General features: G+C 51.2%; 14 protein-coding genes. 13 read left to right on the plus strand and 1 reads right to left on the minus strand.

Annotated features, from left to right (window positions below; genetic code table 11):
• The first annotated feature begins 31 nt into the window (after positions 1-31).
• The 9 genes from infB to VV089_RS06050 all read left to right on the plus strand — a co-directional run bounded on the left by infB (position 32) and on the right by VV089_RS06050 (position 11,408).
• Positions 32-3,112 carry a translation initiation factor IF-2 gene (infB, locus tag VV089_RS06010; protein ID WP_172542379.1) on the plus strand — a complete coding sequence of 1,027 codons (3,081 nt, stop codon included), beginning with the start codon at positions 32-34 and terminating at the stop codon, positions 3,110-3,112.
• Positions 3,113-3,164: 52 nt separating this feature from the next.
• Positions 3,165-3,554: a 30S ribosome-binding factor RbfA gene (rbfA, locus tag VV089_RS06015; RefSeq protein WP_172542380.1), complete on the plus strand. Its 390-nt coding sequence runs from the start codon at positions 3,165-3,167 to the stop codon at positions 3,552-3,554.
• Complete coding sequence (locus tag VV089_RS06020; protein WP_172542382.1) at positions 3,535-4,515, plus strand: DHH family phosphoesterase; 981 nt, start codon at positions 3,535-3,537, stop codon at positions 4,513-4,515. Before rbfA ends, VV089_RS06020 begins: the two co-directional genes overlap by 20 nt.
• On the plus strand, positions 4,515-5,414 hold the full coding sequence (gene truB, locus VV089_RS06025; RefSeq protein ID WP_334335277.1) for a tRNA pseudouridine(55) synthase TruB: 900 nt from the start codon (positions 4,515-4,517) through the stop codon (positions 5,412-5,414). The genes VV089_RS06020 and truB overlap by 1 nt, the downstream gene beginning before the upstream one ends.
• 89 nt (positions 5,415-5,503) lie before the next feature.
• Entirely contained in the window at positions 5,504-6,403 is a 900-nt protein-coding gene (locus tag VV089_RS06030) for a bifunctional riboflavin kinase/FAD synthetase (RefSeq protein ID WP_334335278.1), read from the plus strand.
• 256 nt (positions 6,404-6,659) lie between these two features.
• Positions 6,660-8,279, plus strand: coding sequence for a Na/Pi cotransporter family protein (locus VV089_RS06035; RefSeq protein WP_172542388.1), 1,620 nt, complete (start codon positions 6,660-6,662; stop codon positions 8,277-8,279).
• A gap of 94 nt (positions 8,280-8,373) precedes the next feature.
• Positions 8,374-8,877, plus strand: coding sequence for a restriction endonuclease (locus VV089_RS06040; protein ID WP_172542390.1), 504 nt, complete (start codon positions 8,374-8,376; stop codon positions 8,875-8,877).
• Between the two features lie 193 nt (positions 8,878-9,070).
• Positions 9,071-10,099 carry a C40 family peptidase gene (locus tag VV089_RS06045; RefSeq protein WP_334335279.1) on the plus strand — a complete coding sequence of 343 codons (1,029 nt, stop codon included), beginning with the start codon at positions 9,071-9,073 and terminating at the stop codon, positions 10,097-10,099.
• A 424-nt stretch (positions 10,100-10,523) separates the two neighbouring features.
• Positions 10,524-11,408 carry a MerR family transcriptional regulator gene (locus tag VV089_RS06050; protein ID WP_334335280.1) on the plus strand — a complete coding sequence of 295 codons (885 nt, stop codon included), beginning with the start codon at positions 10,524-10,526 and terminating at the stop codon, positions 11,406-11,408.
• Here VV089_RS06050 and VV089_RS06055 read toward each other — a convergent pair.
• Positions 11,386-12,717, minus strand: coding sequence for an MATE family efflux transporter (locus VV089_RS06055; RefSeq protein ID WP_334335281.1), 1,332 nt, complete (start codon positions 12,715-12,717; stop codon positions 11,386-11,388). The genes VV089_RS06050 and VV089_RS06055 overlap by 23 nt on opposite strands.
• A 221-nt stretch (positions 12,718-12,938) precedes the next feature.
• Here VV089_RS06055 and alaS point away from each other — a divergent pair, with 221 nt between their 5' ends.
• The 4 genes from alaS (at position 12,939) to VV089_RS06075 (ending at position 17,545) form a co-directional block, all read left to right on the plus strand.
• The gene (alaS, locus tag VV089_RS06060; RefSeq protein ID WP_334335282.1) at positions 12,939-15,578 is read left to right on the plus strand and encodes an alanine--tRNA ligase; all 2,640 of its coding nucleotides are present in this window, start codon (positions 12,939-12,941) and stop codon (positions 15,576-15,578) included.
• Positions 15,579-15,747: 169 nt separating this feature from the next.
• Positions 15,748-15,924 carry a 30S ribosomal protein S21 gene (rpsU, locus tag VV089_RS06065; protein WP_006864570.1) on the plus strand — a complete coding sequence of 59 codons (177 nt, stop codon included), beginning with the start codon at positions 15,748-15,750 and terminating at the stop codon, positions 15,922-15,924.
• Positions 15,925-16,185: 261 nt separating this feature from the next.
• Complete coding sequence (locus tag VV089_RS06070) at positions 16,186-16,506, plus strand: hypothetical protein (protein WP_172544210.1); 321 nt, start codon at positions 16,186-16,188, stop codon at positions 16,504-16,506.
• Between the two features lies 1 nt (position 16,507).
• Positions 16,508-17,545 (plus strand): V0D/AC39 family V-type ATPase subunit, encoded by a 1,038-nt coding sequence (locus VV089_RS06075; protein ID WP_172544209.1) that lies wholly within the window; start codon positions 16,508-16,510, stop codon positions 17,543-17,545.
• Positions 17,546-17,548 lie beyond the last annotated feature (3 nt).

The following is a 17,548-nucleotide window of genomic DNA, read 5'->3' on the forward strand; positions in this document are numbered from 1 at the left end:
GTGGAATACAAACTGAATAACGGAGGTAAGTATGTCGAAAAGAGTACATGAACTTGCAAAAGAATTAGATAAGACAAATAAAGAGATTCTCGCATTTTTAAGTGGGAAGAGTATAGAGGTAAAGAGCCATATGAGCATGCTCACAGATGAGCAGGAGGGCATGGTGAAAAAGGCCTTTGGGCCAAAGCCGGCAGCTCCTGTAAAGGAAGGAGCGCAGCCGAAAGAGGCGGCATCAGCAGCGCCTGCGGCTCCGCCCAGAAAGAAAAAAATCATTGCGGTGTACAACACCCATAACAGCCAGACGGGAATCAAAGACCCGAGAGCGGAGCGCCGGGCCAGCCAGGCCCGTTCCCAGCAGGCCCGTCCGGCAGCGCCTGGACAGGGAAAGCCTGCGGCGCCGGGACAGGGGAGACCTGCCCAGGCACAGAGTCAGGCACGTCCCGGGGGTTCAGGTCTTGGAAGACCTGCCCAATCCCAGAGTCAGGCCCGTCCGGCAGCGCCCGGACAGACAAAGCCGGCAGCGCCGGGCCAGGGTCAGGCCCGTCCGGCGGCAGGCGCACAGGGAAAGACGGCCGGTCCGGAGCAGCCTGTAAAGCCTTTGAATACAGAGGAGCCCAAGGCAGCTCCCACAGCGGCAGCGGAGCGTCCGGTACAAAAGCCGGCTTCCCAGGAGGAGCGCCGTCCCCAGCAGAGCGCAGTGCGTCCGGCCCAGGGTGCAGGACGTGACGGCCAGAGAGCTTCCGGGACACCTGGAAGAGACGGCCGGGATAACCGGGGCGGCCAGGGAAGAGACGGCCGGGATAACCGCGCAGGCCAGGGCCGCGACGGCCAGAGAAGCTTCGGCGGCCAGGGAAGAGACGGCCGGGATAACCGCGCAGGCCAGGGCCGCGACGGCCAGAGAAGCTTCGGCGGCCAGGGAAGAGACGGCCGGGATAACCGCACAGGCCAGGGCCGCGACGGCCAGAGAAGCTTCGGCGGCCAGGGAAGAGACAGCCGGGATAACCGCACAGGCCAGGGCCGCGACGGCCAGAGAAGCTTCGGCGGCCAGGGAAGAGACGGCCGCGACAGTCGGGGAGGCCAGTCCAGGGATAACCGCCGTTCCATGGATATTCCGGCAGCTCCTTCCGTGACAGAGCTTCGAAAGACGGAAAACCGCAGAGCGGAGAATAAGAATCGAAATGATGACAGCAAAAAAGAGAAAAACAGCAAATTTAATGACAACTGGAGCGGCAAGCCCGGTCAGGGAGGCCGCAGGCCGAATCAAGGCGGCAATCGTCCGAACCAGAAAAACGGCAGGGGCGCTAAAGGCTCTGCGCCGGTGCGTCCGACGCCTCCGGCGCCAAAGAAGGAAGATCTTACGCCAAAGGTAATAGAGATTCCGGAGCTTATCAGCATTCACGATCTGGCAGAGCGCATGAAGATCCAGCCCTCCGTCATTATCAAAAAGCTGTTTCTTGCAGGCAAGATGGTTACGGTTAATTCCGAGCTGGATTTTGATGCAGCCGGAGAGCTTGCCATGGAGATGAACTTTGATCCCGTTCCGGAGGAAAAAGAGGATGTTATCGGCAAGATGCTTGAGGATATAGAGGATGCGGAAGACAGCCTTGTGGCCCGTCCGCCGGTAGTCTGCGTTATGGGCCATGTAGACCATGGTAAGACTTCCCTTCTGGATGCCATCCGTGACACCCATGTGATTGACCGGGAGGCCGGGGGAATCACCCAGCACATCGGCGCTTATGTGGTAACCATCAACGGCCAGAAGATTACCTTCCTGGATACCCCGGGACATGAGGCATTTACGGCTATGCGTATGCGCGGAGCCAATTCTACGGATATTGCGATCCTGGTGGTAGCCGCCGACGACGGCGTGATGCCCCAGACCGTGGAGGCCATCAACCATGCAAAGGCCGCAGGCATTGAGATTATTGTAGCGATTAATAAAGTAGATAAGCCCAGCGCCAATATTGAGCGTGTAAAGCAGGAGTTAGTAGAGCATGAGCTGATTCCCGAGGACTGGGGCGGAAGCACCATTTTCGTACCCGTATCGGCTCACACCCATGAGGGACTGGATCAGCTTTTGGAAATGATCCTTTTAACGGCCGAGGTACTGGAGCTTAAGTCCAACCCCAACCGCAGGGCAAGAGGCCTCGTTATTGAGGCAGAGCTTGACAAAGGAAAGGGACCGGTTGCAACGGTTCTGGTTCAGAAGGGAACCCTTCATGTGGGCGATCACATTGCAGTGGGCGCCTGCCACGGTAAGGTCCGGGCTATGATGGACGACAACGGACGCCGGGTGAAGGAGGCAGGCCCCTCTAAGCCCGTTGAGATTCTCGGCCTTAACGATGTGCCGGGAGCCGGCGAGATCTTTGTATCGCCGGAGACTGACAAGGAGGCAAGAACCTTTGCGGAAACCTACGTAAAGGAGAGCCGTGAAAAGCTTCTGGAGGATACCAAGCTTAAGATGTCCCTGGATGATCTGTATTCCCAGATTCAGTCCGGCAATCTGAAGGAATTGAATATTATCGTAAAGGCAGACGTGCAGGGCTCCGTGGAGGCCGTAAAGCAGAGTCTCTTAAAGCTCTCCAACGAGGAGGTTGTGGTGAAGATCATCCATGGCGGCGTGGGTGCGATCAATGAGTCCGACGTGAGCCTGGCTTCCGCTTCCAATGCCATTATCATCGGTTTCAATGTAAGGCCGGATGCCACGGCAAAGGAGACGGCGGAGCGCGAGAAGGTAGATCTGCGTCTGTACCGTGTGATTTACGATGCCATCAACGATGTGGAGACAGCCATGAAGGGAATGCTGGATCCTGTCTTCGAGGAAAAGGTGCTGGGCCATGCGGAGGTACGCCAGATCTTCAAGGCCTCCGGCGTGGGCAACATTGCCGGATCCTATGTGCTGGACGGAGTATTCCAGAGAGGCTGCAAGTGCCGGATTACCAGAGAGGGCGATCAGATCTTCGACGGCGCCCTGGCTTCCTTGAAGCGGTTTAAGGATGACGTGAAGGAAGTAAAGGCCGGCTATGAGTGCGGTCTGGTATTTGAGAAATTTAATGATATCCAGGAGCTGGATATTGTGGAAGCCTATACCATGGTAGAGGTTCCGCGGTAGAAAGCCGCCTGGCTTTGAGGCCGAGGATAAGCTTTGGCCTATGGAGATAAGAATGAGAAAGAACAGTATCAAAAATACAAGGATTAACGGAGAGGTCAGAAGAGAGCTGAGCAATATCATCCGGGGAGAGATCAAGGATCCCCGGATCCATCCCATGACCACGGTGGTAGAGGTAGAGGTGGCTCCTGACTTGAAGAGCGCCAAGGCTTATATCAGCGTTCTGGGGGATGAAAAGGCACAGCAGGATACCCTGGCAGGCTTAAAAAGCGCAGAGGGCTATATCCGCAGGGCTCTGGCCAAATCCATCAATCTGCGCAACACACCAGAGATCCGCTTTATCCTGGATCAGTCCATTGAATATGGTGTAAATATGTCCAAATTTATTGACGATGTAAACCGGAAAGAAGATGAGGATGATGAATATGATCAAACTGGAGAATGAGCTTAGACAGGTAAAAAGTGTTGCAATTGCGGGCCATGTAAGACCAGACGGGGACTGTACCGGTTCCTGTCTGGCCGTGTACAATTATATCCGGGAGCATTTTCCGGCGGTGAAGGCGGCAGTCTATCTGGAAACGGTGAATCCCTCCTTTGCAATGCTGTATAGGTCTGAGGAAATACAGACAGAATGCGCCAAGGATGAGAGGTACGATCTCTTCCTGGCCCTGGACGTAAGTGATAAGGAACGCATGGGAGCGGCTGCAAAGTATTTTGAGACAGCAGGCAGAAGAGTCTGCATCGATCATCATATTACTAACCAGGGATTTGCAGATGAGGACTGGATTGAGCCGGATGCCAGCTCCACCTCGGAACTGGTGTTCAAGAGTATGGAGGAGGATAAGATTTCCAAAGAAACGGCGGAGGCCCTCTATATGGGCATTATCCACGATACGGGAATCTTCCAGTACTCTAATACCACCCAGGAAACCATGGAGATTGCCGGAAAGCTCATGGCAAAAGGGATTGCGTTTTCCCGGATTATAGACGAGACCTTTTATCAGAAAACCTATATACAGAATCAGGTACTGGGCCGCACGCTGATGGAGAGCATCCTGCTTCTGAACGGAAAGATCATTATGGGAAGAATCCGCCAGAAGGATATGGAGTTTTACGGCGTAGGGCCGAAGGATCTGGAGGGTATTGTGAACCAGCTTCGGGTAACCAAGGATGTGGAGGTGGCAATTTTTCTCCATGAGACAGGAAACCAGGAGTACAAGGTCAGTCTGCGTTCCAACGGACCGGTGGATGTCAGCGAGGTCTGCTCTTACTTCGGCGGCGGCGGTCATGTGAAGGCGGCCGGCTGTACCATGCACGGAACCCTCCATGATGTGGTCAATAATTTGACGCTACATATCGAAAAACAGCTTTTGCAGGAGGAACAGTCCGACAGGAAGGAGCCGTAGTGAACGGAATTCTGAATATATATAAAGAGGCCGGCTTTACCTCCCACGACGTGGTGGCAAAGCTTAGGGGAATTTTAAAACAGAAAAAAATCGGTCATACAGGAACTCTCGATCCCGATGCGGAGGGAGTTCTTCCTGTATGTGTAGGAAATGCCACAAAGCTTTGCGGACTTCTTACGGAAAAGGAGAAAACATATGAAGCTGTCCTTCTTCTGGGACAAGAGACGGATACCCAGGACATTTCCGGAAAAATCCTAAGGACGAAAGAAGTAAAGGTAAGCCCGGAGGCGGTAAGGGAGGCCGTCGAAAGCTTCCAGGGGAGCTATGATCAGGTGCCCCCCATGTATTCCGCTTTGAAGATAAAGGGAAAGAAGCTTTATGAGCTGGCAAGAGAGGGGAAGGTGGTAGAGCGGAAGGCGAGAACCGTATTCCTGCGTGAGATATCCATTTCCCGGATGGAGCTTCCGGAGGTTTCCTTTGCGGTGACATGCTCAAGCGGAACTTATATCCGGACGCTGTGCCATGATATTGGGCAGAAGCTGGGCTGCGGCGGCTGTATGAAGAGCCTGCTGCGTACAAGGGTAGAGCGCTTTGTTATCAGGGACAGCCTGCGGCTTTCACAGATCGAGGAAAAGATGGCGGAGGGCCGCATAGGAGACTGCCTGATTCCGGTGGATCGCATGTTCGGGCAGTATCCCAAGGTGCAGATGAAGGAAACAGGGGATCGTCTGGTTTACAACGGCAATGCCTTTTTTCTTCGAGACGTGGCGTCGGACGCCATTGGTGCAGCAGGAGCAGAAGGTGAAGCACAAGTCCGGGTTTATGATTCGAAAGGCAGCTTTGTGGGGATCTACCGCTATGAACAGGAGGTTTTCCGGCCTGTGAAGATGTTTTTATGAATTTGTCCGCAAAAATAAAACGGGCTGGATGATAACTCTAAAAAGGACAGGACGCTGCCTTACTTTCCGGCAGCGCCAGGGTACAAGCTATGGAGATAATCAAACACACGACAGAATTTCAGACGGAAGAAGGAACAGCCGTCTCCCTTGGCAAATTCGACGGTCTCCACCAGGGGCACCGTCTTTTGATAGATCGCATTTTAGATAAGAAGCAGGAAGGGCTTGCCTCCCTGATTTTCACCTTTGATTTCGGAGAGCGGCCTGCGCTTACGCTGCCCGAAGAGCGCAGGGAACTGCTTCGCCGCCGGCAGCTGGATTATCTGGTGGAATGCCCCTTTGTTCCGGCCCTTGCCCATATGGAGCCGGAGGATTTTGTGACGAAGATTTTGAAGGAGCGCCTTCATGCAAAGTATCTGGCTGTGGGGACGGATTTCCGTTTTGGCTATCAGAGACGGGGGGACTACCGCCTTTTGCAACAGATGAGCTCATCCTGCGGCTTCCAGGTGGAGGTGGTGGAGAAAGCCTGCTGGAAGGGGAGGGAAATCAGCAGCACCTATATCCGTGATGAGCTAAAGCAGGGGCATATGGAGCAGGTGAATCAGCTTCTTGGCTACGCCTATTCCGTAACAGGGGAGGTTCTTCACGGCAGGCAGATTGGCAGAACCTTAGGGATGCCCACCACCAATGTACTGCCTAAGGAGCAGAAGCTTCTGCCTCCAAACGGCGTGTACGCCACGCGGACTTTGATTGCAGGGGAGGTTTTTGAGGGTATCACCAATATTGGCTACAAGCCTACCGTAGGGGGAGAAACACGAAAAGGGGTGGAAACCTACCTTTTTGATCTGGATCGGAACCTTTACGGTGAAATCATTCAGGTACAATTCTACGGCTATGAGCGCCCGGAGCGCAGGTTCTCCGGCCTGGAAGCCTTAAAGGCGCAGATTGAATCCGACGTGGCCTGGGGCCGGGAATTTTTTTCCTTTTTGTAAGCAGCAGATATAGACACGGATCATGGTTCGTGTCATACTTTGTTTACCTTTTATAAGGAATTATGGAACTGATAGATAAAGGTTGAAGAAAACTGTGAAAAGTCTCCTTGTAAAAAATACAGGGAGATTTTTTTGTGATTTTTCCCTTTCTACAGAATCTACTTGCAGTATTTATGAATTTATATTAAAGTATATATGAAGAAATTATGAAATTATCATTTACATAAAAAAAACGAGGGATACAAAGGAGAAAGCCATGGATTATTCAATCATTCTGGGACTGATTGGGGGCTTAGGCCTGTTTCTTTATGGAATGAAGCTGATGAGCGACGGCCTGGAAAAAGCAGCGGGAGCAAAGCTTCGCGGAATATTGGAGTTTTTTACCAAAAACCGTTTTGTCGGAATGCTGGTTGGCATCGTATTCTGCGCAGTGATTCAATCCTCAAGCGCCACTACGGTTATGGTAGTCAGCTTTGTAAACTCAGGTCTGATGACTTTATACCAGGCGGCCGGCGTAATCATGGGAGCAAACATCGGTACTACCATTACCTCACAGCTGGTAGCCTTTAACCTTTCCGAGGTTGCCCCGGTATTCCTGATGGCCGGCGTGATCATGGTGATGTTTTGTAAAAAGCCCATGGTGAAAAAGATCGGCGAGGTGGTGTTAGGCTTCGGCGTGCTCTTTATGGGTCTCAGCGGAATGTCCGGCAGTATGTCTTCCCTTCATGATTCTCCTTTGATTGTAGATGCCCTTGGTTCCCTGTCCAATCCCATTCTGGCCGTTTTAATGGGATTTATTGTGACGGCTGTGGTACAAAGCTCGTCTGTGACGGTCAGCATCGTGCTTTTGATGGCACAGCAGGGGCTTTTGGAGCTTGGGATCTGCTTTTACATTATCCTGGGCTGTAATATCGGCGCCTGTACCTCGGCCCTTCTGGCAGGCTTAAGCGGAAAGAAAGATGCAAAGAGGGCATCGCTGATTCATTTCCTGTTCAATGTATTTGGAACGATATTGATGGTAGTTGTTCTTGCTTTTGCTTCCAAATGGATGGAAGGCTTCTTTATGCAGATTTCTGGCGGCAATATCGGACGTGCGGTGGCAAATGCCCACACGATTTTCAAGATTTTCCAGGTGATTGTGCTGTTCCCTGCGGCCGGCGTGATTGTAAAGCTGACGTATCTTCTGGTGCCGGGAAACGAGAGCGACGACGAAAAGGATTTCGAGCTTGTGTATATCGGGGCCAAGAATGTATTTTCCCCGGCTACGGCAGTGGTAGAGGTGACCAAGGAGCTGGAGCGTATGGGACAGCTTGCCTATAACAATCTGAACCGTGCGATGAACGCCTTGATTACTCTGGACGAGGAGGACATTGAGGAGGTTTACCATGTGGAGGAAAATATCAACTTTCTCAACCATGCCATTACCGATTACCTGGTGAAAATCAACCAGTCCACGCTGCCGGTGGACGACGCCAAGAGCATCGGCGGCCTCTTTCATGTGGTAAATGACATCGAGCGTATCGGCGACCATGCGGAAAATGTGGCCGATTCCGCTAAGCAGCGTATCGAGAAAAACGTAAGCTTCAGCAAGGAGGCGCAGCATGAGCTGGGCGAGATGATGGAGCTGGTAAATAAGATTTTACAGTATTCTCTGGATACCTTCTCCCATAACAACCGGGAGCATGTGGAGGAGATCAGCCAGATCGAGAACCAGGTGGATGTTCTGGAGAAGCAGCTTCAGCAGTCCCATGTGGATCGTCTGACGAAAAACGAATGTACGCCGGCGGCCGGTATGATTTTCTCGGATATCTGTTCCGGATTGGAGCGTGTGGCCGACCATGCTACGAATATTGCATTTGCCATATTGGATGAGTAAAGTCTGAAATCGTTTTGACGGGATTTTGGAACGCATAGGAAGGGGCTGCTGGTTTACAGCAGCTTCTTTTAGGCTGCAAAGGAGAGGAACATCTATGTTTTTGAAGCTTTTTTACTATTTGATAGCAGCGCCCTTATTGTTTCTGCTTCGCGTTTTCTTCTGGCCTTTTAAGCTTCTGTTCCGCATTTTGGGATGGATGATTCGGAAAACAGGAGAGTACCGCCGGTTTTGCAGGGCGGATTTTGACTGGATGGACGGGTGGGAATTTGAAGAATATGCGGCCGAGCTTCTGGCCAGAAACGGTTTTGTCCATGTGGAAGTGACCCGGGGAAGCGGCGACCAGGGAGTTGATATTCTGGCCCAGAAGGACGGAGTATCTTATGCGGTACAGTGTAAGCATTATACTTCTAAGATTTCTAACAAGGCTGTCCAGGAGGCCTATGCGGGAGCAGAATTTTACGGCTGCGAGATACCGGTGGTTCTCACCAACAGCTATTTCTTTCCCTCGGCTATGGAGCTTGGGAATGAGATTGGAGTGGAGCTTTGGGACAGGGATGAATTGAAGCGCCTTGTTCGAAGGGCTGGAAAGAGGAAATAATTCTGTTAAAAACGGTCTTGACAAATTTCAATATTTCCGATATTATGTAATAGAAATTTAACAAATTTGTAATAAATGTGATGAGATATAAAATTATTTTCTGTAGATTTACGGGCGCATGTCTTTTGTAACCGGAAATCGATCTCAAGAGCGTGCAGCAGAAGAATGTTACGGAACTGGAATGGAGGACACTATGTATAGACGAGGAAAAGCGGCAGGAGTGATATTGGGAGCAGTGCTGATGGCAGCAACCAGTATCCGCGGAGAAGCTGCAGGTCTGGGAGAAAGCTTAAGCGAAGGAATTGCGACAAATTTTGATCAGACTACGAATACAGAGGAAGAGACGAAGGCAACGGCTGAAGTCGTATGGACAGGCACTCCTTTGGAAGGGTATGTGAATATCGGAATTGCAAATGTAGAAGACAATTTGAACATCCGCTCTGAGGCCGATACGGAGAGTAAGCTTGTGGGCAAGCTCCGGAAGGATTCGGCTTGTGAGATTCTTGGAACGGAAGGGGAATGGGCGCATATCCTTTCCGGCGAGGTAGAAGGCTATGTGAAGGCGGAATATCTCTATACAGGCGACGAGGCCGTGAATCTGGCTTTTCAGCTTGGACAGACGGTAGCTAAGGTGGATACGGACGCTCTTTATGTCCGGATGGAGCCTACTACAGAGGCGGATTTCTGGACTATGGTTCCAAGAGGCGAGGAGCTTGCCGTGATTGAGGAGCAGGGCGACTGGATTAAGGTTGACATTGACGGCGAGGAGGGATATGTGGCCGCAGAGTATGTGAATGTGACCAGTGAGCTTAAGACGGCTTTGACGATTACCGAAGCGCTTTATGGAGAAGGCGTTACGGATGTGCGGATTGCTATTTGTGAGTTTGCGAAGCAGTATGTGGGCAACCGTTATGTGTGGGGCGGCACGAGCCTCACAAAGGGTGCGGACTGCTCTGGGTTTACGATGTCTGTGTATCGGAATTTCGGCGTTTCTCTGCCCCATTCTTCCAGGGCGCAGGCTGGGTGCGGTACGAAGATTAGCGTGAGTGAGGCGAAGCCCGGTGATTTGATTTTCTATGGCAACGGGCGGAGTATTAATCATGTGGCTATGTGTATTGGCAATGGGCAGGTGGTTCATGCCAGCAATTCGCGGACGGGGATTATTATTTCGAATATGTATTATCGAAGTCCGGTGAGTGCGGCGCGGATTATTAATGATTAAGGGTTTTAGGGTTTTTAGCATGGATGAGGGAAGAGTTGTATTCGGAAGGGTATGGCTCTTCTTTTTTTGTGTGGGGGGAGGGACGGGAACAGCCGCCAAATAAGTCCTCTCGCTTTTCCATATCTGTGTTCGGACGGTTCGCGTACACGCTGTCTGCTCTGAACGGACATTGCCCCCTTTTTATGGGTGAAAGTTGATTGGGATGGGGGTCAATGTCCGTTCAGAGCAGACAGCGTGTGCGCAAACAGCCGGACACAGGATATTGGAAAAGCGAGAGGACTTATTTGGCGGCTGTTCCCTGGTTTTTGTAAGGAGGAGTGGGGATATAATATGGTCTTGACTGTGCCCTTGGGGGATGGGGTATGATGGGGTATGAAGGGGTGGAATGTATGAGGAATGTAGAAAATATATGGAGGTGGAGGATATGTTTAGGAGTGAGGTGTGCAGGCGCACGGGGTTGACGAAGAAGGCTGTGGAGTATTATACGCAGAAGGGGCTGGTGGTTCCGGCTTTGCTGGGGAATGGGTATCGGGATTATAAGGAGGAGGATGTGGAGATTTTGAGAAGGATTGGGGTTTTGCGTAAGTTTGGGATTGGAATGGAGGAGATTGGGGAGATTTTGAGGGATGGTTCGGGGGAGGCTTTTCGGAAGGCAGCTCTATATAGGGAGATAGAGAGCCGGAGGAATGGGAGGAAGGATGTGCTGTTTCGGGAGCTGTGTGAGGGAAGGGATTTTTCGGAGATCGAGGAGGAGCTTCGGGCTCTTGAAGTGGAGGAGGCGGTGGGAGAGAGGCTGATTGACGCTTTCCCGGGATATTATGGGAGGGTTGTGTGTGTGCATTTTTTGAGTTTTCTGGATGAGCCGGTGAGGACAGAGGAGCAGAGGGAGGCTTATGAGACGGTGCTGGAGTTTCTGGACAATATGCCGGCTTTTGAGGTGCCGGAAGATGTGGAGGATGTGATGGAGGATGTGATTGGGGAGATGGGGGCGGAGCAGGTTGAAAAGATGTTTGATGCGGTTAAGAGATCTGTTGAGGAACCGGAAGATTTTCTTGCGGAGAATGGGGAGACGATTGCGTGGTATCTGGCTTACAGGCAGTCGGAGGAGTACCGGGAGTCTGCTGCCGGAAAATGGATGGCGTGTATGAGGCAGTTTCAGGAGGCAAGCGGATATACGGAGGTGTTTCTTCCGGCTATGAGGCGGCTCAGTCCTTCTTATGAGGAGTACTGCAGGCGTATGGAGGAGGCGAATCAGAGGTTTTTGGAGCGTTATCCGGAAGCGGAAGCTATCTTTGGCGTTTCCTCATAAAAAACAGGTAGCCGAAGCCGGCCAGGTCTGCCAGTATCCATCCGATGGGTACGGACCACCAGATGCCTGCCACGCCCACAGCCGGAATGGCGGAGAGGATATAAGCCAGCAGCACCCGGGTTCCAAGGGAAATGACGGTCAACACTACAGACATGCCGGGGCGTTCCACAGCCCGGTAGAAGCCATAGAGCAGAAACAGGCAGCCGATACCGAAGTAAAAGGATCCTTCAATGCGCAGATACTGGATGCCGATGGAGAGAATTGTTGTCTCTGAGGGCTTTACGAAGAGGAGCATCAAAGGCTGCGCAAAGAGAAAGACGCACAGACTGATCAGCAGGCAGAAAATCACGGAGCAGAAGACAGCGCTTTTCATTCCGGCCCGGATGCGGTCTTGTTTTTTGGCGCCGAAATTCTGGGCGGTAAAGGTGGAGAATGCGTTTCCGAAATCCTGTACCGGCATATAGGCGAAGGAATCAATCTTCACGGCAGCGGCGAAGGCTGCCATAACCGCAGGCCCGAAGCTGTTGACCAGGCCCTGAACCATAAGAATACCAAGATTCATTACGGACTGCTGCAGGCAGGTTAAGGAGGAAAAGCGTGCGATCTCGGAAAAAACCGTTTTTTTCAAAGAAATGCCTTTCAGGGAAAAACGAAATTCCGGGAAATACAAAAAAGTATAGGCAAAAAGCCCAAGTCCGGATACATACTGGGCAATTACCGTAGCGGCGGCGGCTCCGGCCGCGCCCCAATGAAAGCGGATCACGAACAGCAGATCCAGAACAATATTTAGGAGGGCGCAGATTCCCAGAAACAGGAGAGGGGTTACGGAATTGCCTGCCGCGCGCAGGAGGGAGGCAAAAAAGTTATAGAAGAAGGTGGCTGTAATCCCGTAAAAAATAATCCACAGATAGGAGCGCATCATCCCATAGATGCTGTCAGGCACTTTGAGAAAATGGAGAACAGGATCAATAAAAACAAAAACAAGTATATTTAATATTACGGACAGGGCTGCAATCATCACAAAGGAATGGACGATGCTGATTTTAAGGCCCTCCTGATTCTGCTCGCCGCAGCGGATGGAAAAGACGGCGCCGCTGCCCATGCAAAGGCCCAAAAGAATTGAGGTCAGAAAGGTCATAAGGGTATAGGAGGAGCCTACGGCGGCAAGGGCGTCGGGCCCCAGAAACTGTCCGACAATCAGCGTATCCGCCACATTGTAAAGCTGCTGCAGAAGATTTCCCAGAATCATGGGAACCGCAAACAGCAGCATGGTTTTTGTAATAGGGCCGTGGGTCAAATCCTTTGTCATAGCGAAAATGCTCCTTTTGTAAATCGTTCACTCAAAATATGGTAATATGAAACCAGCTGAAAGTCAATGGAAAAGGGAAGGTGTATGATTATAAATAAAATTCCTTTAGACAATGCATAGGATGTTGTTAAATGATTGACAAGGGATCAAATTCTATTTATAATCTATAGAAGATTACACAGCCCAAGGATTTTTCATAACAGGGCTTTAGGAGGGAACAAATGAAACCATATGGAGTAAACGAGCTTCGAAAGATGTTTTTGGAGTTTTTTGAGAGTAAGGGCCATCTGGCCATGAAGAGCTTTTCGCTGATTCCGCACAATGACAAGAGCCTGCTGCTGATCAATTCCGGCATGGCTCCCCTGAAACCGTATTTTACCGGGGCGGAGATTCCGCCAAGAAGAAGAGTGACTACCTGCCAGAAGTGTATCCGTACCGGCGACATTGAGAATGTAGGCAAGACTGCCCGCCACGGCACTTTCTTTGAGATGCTGGGGAATTTCTCTTTTGGAGATTACTTTAAGAGGGAGGCCATTCACTGGACCTGGGAATTTCTGACTGAGGCGGTAGGGCTCGATCCCGACCGCCTGTATCCGTCCGTTTATCTGGAGGATGATGAGGCTTTTGACATCTGGAATAAGGAAATCGGAATTCCGGCAGAGCGCATTTTCCGCTTTGGCAAGGAGGACAACTTCTGGGAGCATGGGGCAGGCCCCTGCGGTCCCTGTTCCGAGGTTTATTATGACCGGGGAGAAAGATACGGCTGCGGCAGGCCGGACTGTACCGTAGGCTGCGACTGCGACCGGTATATGGAGATCTGGAACGACGTATTTACCCAGTTTGACAACGACGGCAACAACCACTACACAGAGCTGGAGCAGAAGAACATTGACACCGGGATGGGCCTGGAGCGCCTGGCTTCCGTAGTCCAGGATGTGGATTCCATCTTTGATGTGGATACGGTTCGCGCCCTTCGGGACAAGGTATGCGGGTTCGCCCATGCAGAGTACAAGAAGGATGAGAATAAGGACGTATCCATCCGTCTCATCACAGACCATATCCGTTCCGCCACCTTTATGATCTCCGACGGCATTATGCCTACCAATGAAGGAAGGGGCTATGTGCTCCGCCGTCTCATACGCCGGGCAGCCCGCCACGGACGTCTTCTGGGGATTGAAGGAAAGTTCCTGGCACGTTTAAGCGAGACGGTGATTGAGGGCTCTAAGGACGGTTATCCGGAGCTGGAGGAGAAAAAGAGCTTTATCTTTAAGGTGCTGACCCAGGAGGAGGAGAAGTTCAATAAGACCATCGACCAGGGCTTAAGCATTCTGGCAGATCTGGAGGCTCAGATGCAGAAAGAGGGGACGAAGGTTCTTTCCGGCGAGAATACCTTTAAGCTTTACGATACCTATGGCTTCCCGGTGGATCTGACCCGGGAGATTCTGGAGGAAAAGGGCTTTTCCATTGACGAGGAGGGCTTTAAGGCCGCTATGGAGGAGCAGAGGGTCAAGGCAAGGGAGGCCCGGGCCGTTACCAACTATATGGGCGCAGACGCCACGGTCTATGACGAGATAGACGCCAATGTAACCACGGAATTTGTGGGCTATGACAAGCTTTCTTATGAATCAAAGATTACGGTTCTCGCTACAGAAAGCGAGCTTGCGGAGGCTCTGACCGAGGGAGAGAACGGAACAATCTTTGTGGAGAAAACGCCCTTTTATGCCACCATGGGCGGACAGCAGGGAGACACGGGAGTTATCCGCACGGCAGACGGGGAGTTTGAGGTTCGTGATACCATTAAGCTGCTGGGAGGCAAGGTGGGACATGTAGGCCGTATGACAAAGGGAATGCTGAAGGTTTCTGATGCGGCTGTTCTGGAGGTATGTGACAAGGGACGCACAGCTACCTGTAAGAACCACAGCGCAACCCATCTGCTTCAGAAGGCATTAAAGACGGTTCTTGGCAGCCATGTGGAGCAGAAAGGCTCCCTGGTTACACCGGATCGCCTGCGCTTCGATTTCTCCCATTTTGAGGCTATGACGGCGGATGAGCTTGAAAAAGTGGAAGCCCTGGTAAATGAAGAGATAAAGGCGTCTCTTCCGGTTGTGACGGAAGTTATGAATCTGGAGGAGGCAAAGAAAACAGGCGCTATGGCGCTCTTTGGCGAAAAGTATGAGGAGGATGTGCGTGTAGTATCCATGGGCGATTTTTCCAAGGAGCTCTGCGGAGGCACCCATGTAGCCAATACAGGAGTGATTACGGCCTTCAAGATCGTGTCTGAAGCTGGTATTGCGGCAGGCGTGCGCCGGATTGAGGCGCTGACCGGGGACGGCGTATTTGCCTATTACCGGGAGCTTGAGCAGAAGCTTTCCGAGGCTGCCCGGGCGGCGAAGGCAACACCGGCCAATCTGACGGAGAAGATTGAGCATCTCCAGGCAGAGATTAAGGAGCTTCGCAGCGAAAATGATGCCCTTAAGAGCAAGCTTGCCAAGGATGCCCTGGGGGATGTTATGGACCAGGTGAAGGAGATCGGAGGCGTGAAGCTTCTGGCAGCCAAGCTGGAGAATGTGGATATGAACGGCCTTCGGGAGCTTGGGGATCAGCTGAAAGAAAAGCTTGGAGAAGGAATTGTGGTTCTGGCTTCCGCCGTGGACGGCAAGGTGAGTCTGATGGCGACGGCTACGGACGGCGCCCAGAAGAAAGGCGCTCATGCAGGCAATCTCATCAAAGCTGTTGCAGGCCTTGTGGGCGGCGGCGGCGGCGGACGGCCGGGCATGGCCCAGGCCGGCGGCAAGAATCCGGATGGTATGGATGCAGCTATCAAGAAGGCTGCTGAGGTTGTGGCTGAGCAGGTAAAATAAGAGATAAATGAGATTATGACAAAATATGGTTATATTTTTCTAAGAAAACAAGAAAAAGTGTTGACAGAACCTTCACAAACCCCTATAATCTTATTTGTGCAGTAAGAAGAACCCAGACAGTTGTGTCTCATGCACAATATACAACTGGAGGGAGGTTAGGTGTGATACTATGTCGAATGTAATCGTAAAAGAGAATGAGACTTTAGATAGCGCTTTACGCCGTTTTAAAAGAAACTGTGCCAAAGCAGGCATTCAGCAGGAAATTCGTAAGAGAGAGCATTACGAGAAGCCGAGCGTAAGACGTAAGAAAAAATCTGAAGCAGCCAGAAAACGTAAATTTAACTAATTGTGCAAAGCAATGATTCCCCGGCTTTTGGTCGGGGAATTTTTTGCCTGGGAAAACCTTCAGTGAATACGGAGAGTACCCTCTTGGTCACTAGGGGATAGGAATAATTTTAAAAAAAATATCCAAATTTTTTTGCGTTTTTTGTCATTTTTACTATAGATTTTCCTATAAAAAAAGTATAGTATATCAATGAATGAAAAAGGTAAGTAATGATCTATATGAACGCAGAACTGGAATGAAAACCGGAACGGAGGCAGCAGCATGGAACAGATGGTGACTGTGCTCAACCGGCTTTCCGAGATCGAGGCGGCGGCCGTGAATGTGGAGAAGCAGTCGGCTGACGAAAAGAGACGGATTGCCAAGGAATATGAGCAGAAAACCCTGGACTTTGATCAGGAAATGGAGGCCAGGACAGAGGAAAAGCTGAAGGATATCAATGAGAAGCTGAAGGCAGAAGCTGAGGAAGAGCTTCTTAAGATGCGCCGGGAGACTGAGCTGGCATTGGAATCCATGAAAAAGGAATATGACCAGAATCACGAAAAACTGGTAGACGAGCTGTTTCATTATATTATAGGAGAGTAATATGAGCGGAGTGATGAGCTACGGTGCTCTTGCCACCAAGATCCGTGCCATGAAGAGCCGTCTCCTGAAGGAGAAGGATTTCCAGAATCTGGCGCAGATGGAAAATATCTCTCAAGCGATTATTTATCTGGAGCAGATTCCCTCATACCGTACCGTTCTAAAGGAACAGGATGCGGCCAAGCTTCATCAGAGGGAGTTGGAACGTCTGGTGGTGGGAACACTCTATTACGATTTTTCCAAGCTGTACCGGTTCTGTGATAAGAAGCAGAAAAAGCTGTTGGAGTTTTATTTTGCAAAATTTGAAATTACAGTGATTAAACGAGCCTTGCGGCGTATTTTCAATCATGGGGATCGGACCGGAGAATCCAGAGAACTGAGAAGCTTTTTTCAGAAGCTGTCGAATATCCACATGGAGGAACTTTCCCAGGCCGGGACGATTCCGGAGCTTCTTGAGGCTTTACGGGATACGAGGTATAAGAAGGTACTTCTGCAGCTGGATTACGGAAGGGAAATCACTCTGTTTGATTATGAGATGGCCCTGGATCTTTGTTATTTTTCGGAGCTTTGGAGACAGAAAGACAAAATCCTGCACGGAACAGAGCTGGAGATGCTGACACGGACCTTCGGAAGCCAGATTGATCTGCTGAACCTGACTTGGCTCAGCCGGGCCAAAAAGTACTACCAGCTTCCCACCACGTCTGTATTTGCCCTGGTGATTCCTGTGACCTATCATCTTCGGGATGAGGAAATCCGAGCCATGGCTACGGCTTCGAACGAGAAGGAGCTGGAGGAGATTCTGGCCCGGACCTACTACGGCAGGCACTTTCAGGAAGTTGAGGCCGGAGAACTGGAAAAGCTGACCCGGCAGCTTTTGAACCGCATTTACGGGGAAGAGCGGCGGAAGAATCCCTATTCGCTGGCCGTTGTGACGGCCTACCTCCATGACAAGGAGGAGGAGATTGACAAGCTGACTACCGTATTGGAGGGCGTCCGGTACGGCCTGGAGCCCCGGGAAACCCTGGCGTATATCAAAGGGTAAACA

The organism is Candidatus Merdisoma sp. JLR.KK011 (genome assembly GCF_036941125.1).
Lineage (GTDB): Bacteria > Bacillota > Clostridia > Lachnospirales > Lachnospiraceae > Laedolimicola.

What these genes read in the sequence shown, in the direction of transcription:
- infB (WP_172542379.1), top strand. Translation starts at nt 32, where the DNA reads ATGTCGAAAAGAGTACATGAACTTGCAAAAGAATTAGATAAGACAAAT.
- rbfA (WP_172542380.1), top strand. Translation starts at nt 3,165, where the DNA reads ATGAGAAAGAACAGTATCAAAAATACAAGGATTAACGGAGAGGTCAGA.
- VV089_RS06020 (WP_172542382.1), top strand. Translation starts at nt 3,535, where the DNA reads ATGATCAAACTGGAGAATGAGCTTAGACAGGTAAAAAGTGTTGCAATT.
- VV089_RS06030 (WP_334335278.1), top strand. Translation starts at nt 5,504, where the DNA reads ATGGAGATAATCAAACACACGACAGAATTTCAGACGGAAGAAGGAACA.
- VV089_RS06035 (WP_172542388.1), top strand. Translation starts at nt 6,660, where the DNA reads ATGGATTATTCAATCATTCTGGGACTGATTGGGGGCTTAGGCCTGTTT.
- VV089_RS06040 (WP_172542390.1), top strand. Translation starts at nt 8,374, where the DNA reads ATGTTTTTGAAGCTTTTTTACTATTTGATAGCAGCGCCCTTATTGTTT.
- VV089_RS06045 (WP_334335279.1), top strand. Translation starts at nt 9,071, where the DNA reads ATGTATAGACGAGGAAAAGCGGCAGGAGTGATATTGGGAGCAGTGCTG.
- VV089_RS06050 (WP_334335280.1), top strand. Translation starts at nt 10,524, where the DNA reads ATGTTTAGGAGTGAGGTGTGCAGGCGCACGGGGTTGACGAAGAAGGCT.
- VV089_RS06055 (WP_334335281.1), bottom strand. Translation starts at nt 12,717, where the DNA reads ATGACAAAGGATTTGACCCACGGCCCTATTACAAAAACCATGCTGCTG.
- alaS (WP_334335282.1), top strand. Translation starts at nt 12,939, where the DNA reads ATGAAACCATATGGAGTAAACGAGCTTCGAAAGATGTTTTTGGAGTTT.
- rpsU (WP_006864570.1), top strand. Translation starts at nt 15,748, where the DNA reads ATGTCGAATGTAATCGTAAAAGAGAATGAGACTTTAGATAGCGCTTTA.
- VV089_RS06070 (WP_172544210.1), top strand. Translation starts at nt 16,186, where the DNA reads ATGGAACAGATGGTGACTGTGCTCAACCGGCTTTCCGAGATCGAGGCG.
- VV089_RS06075 (WP_172544209.1), top strand. Translation starts at nt 16,508, where the DNA reads ATGAGCGGAGTGATGAGCTACGGTGCTCTTGCCACCAAGATCCGTGCC.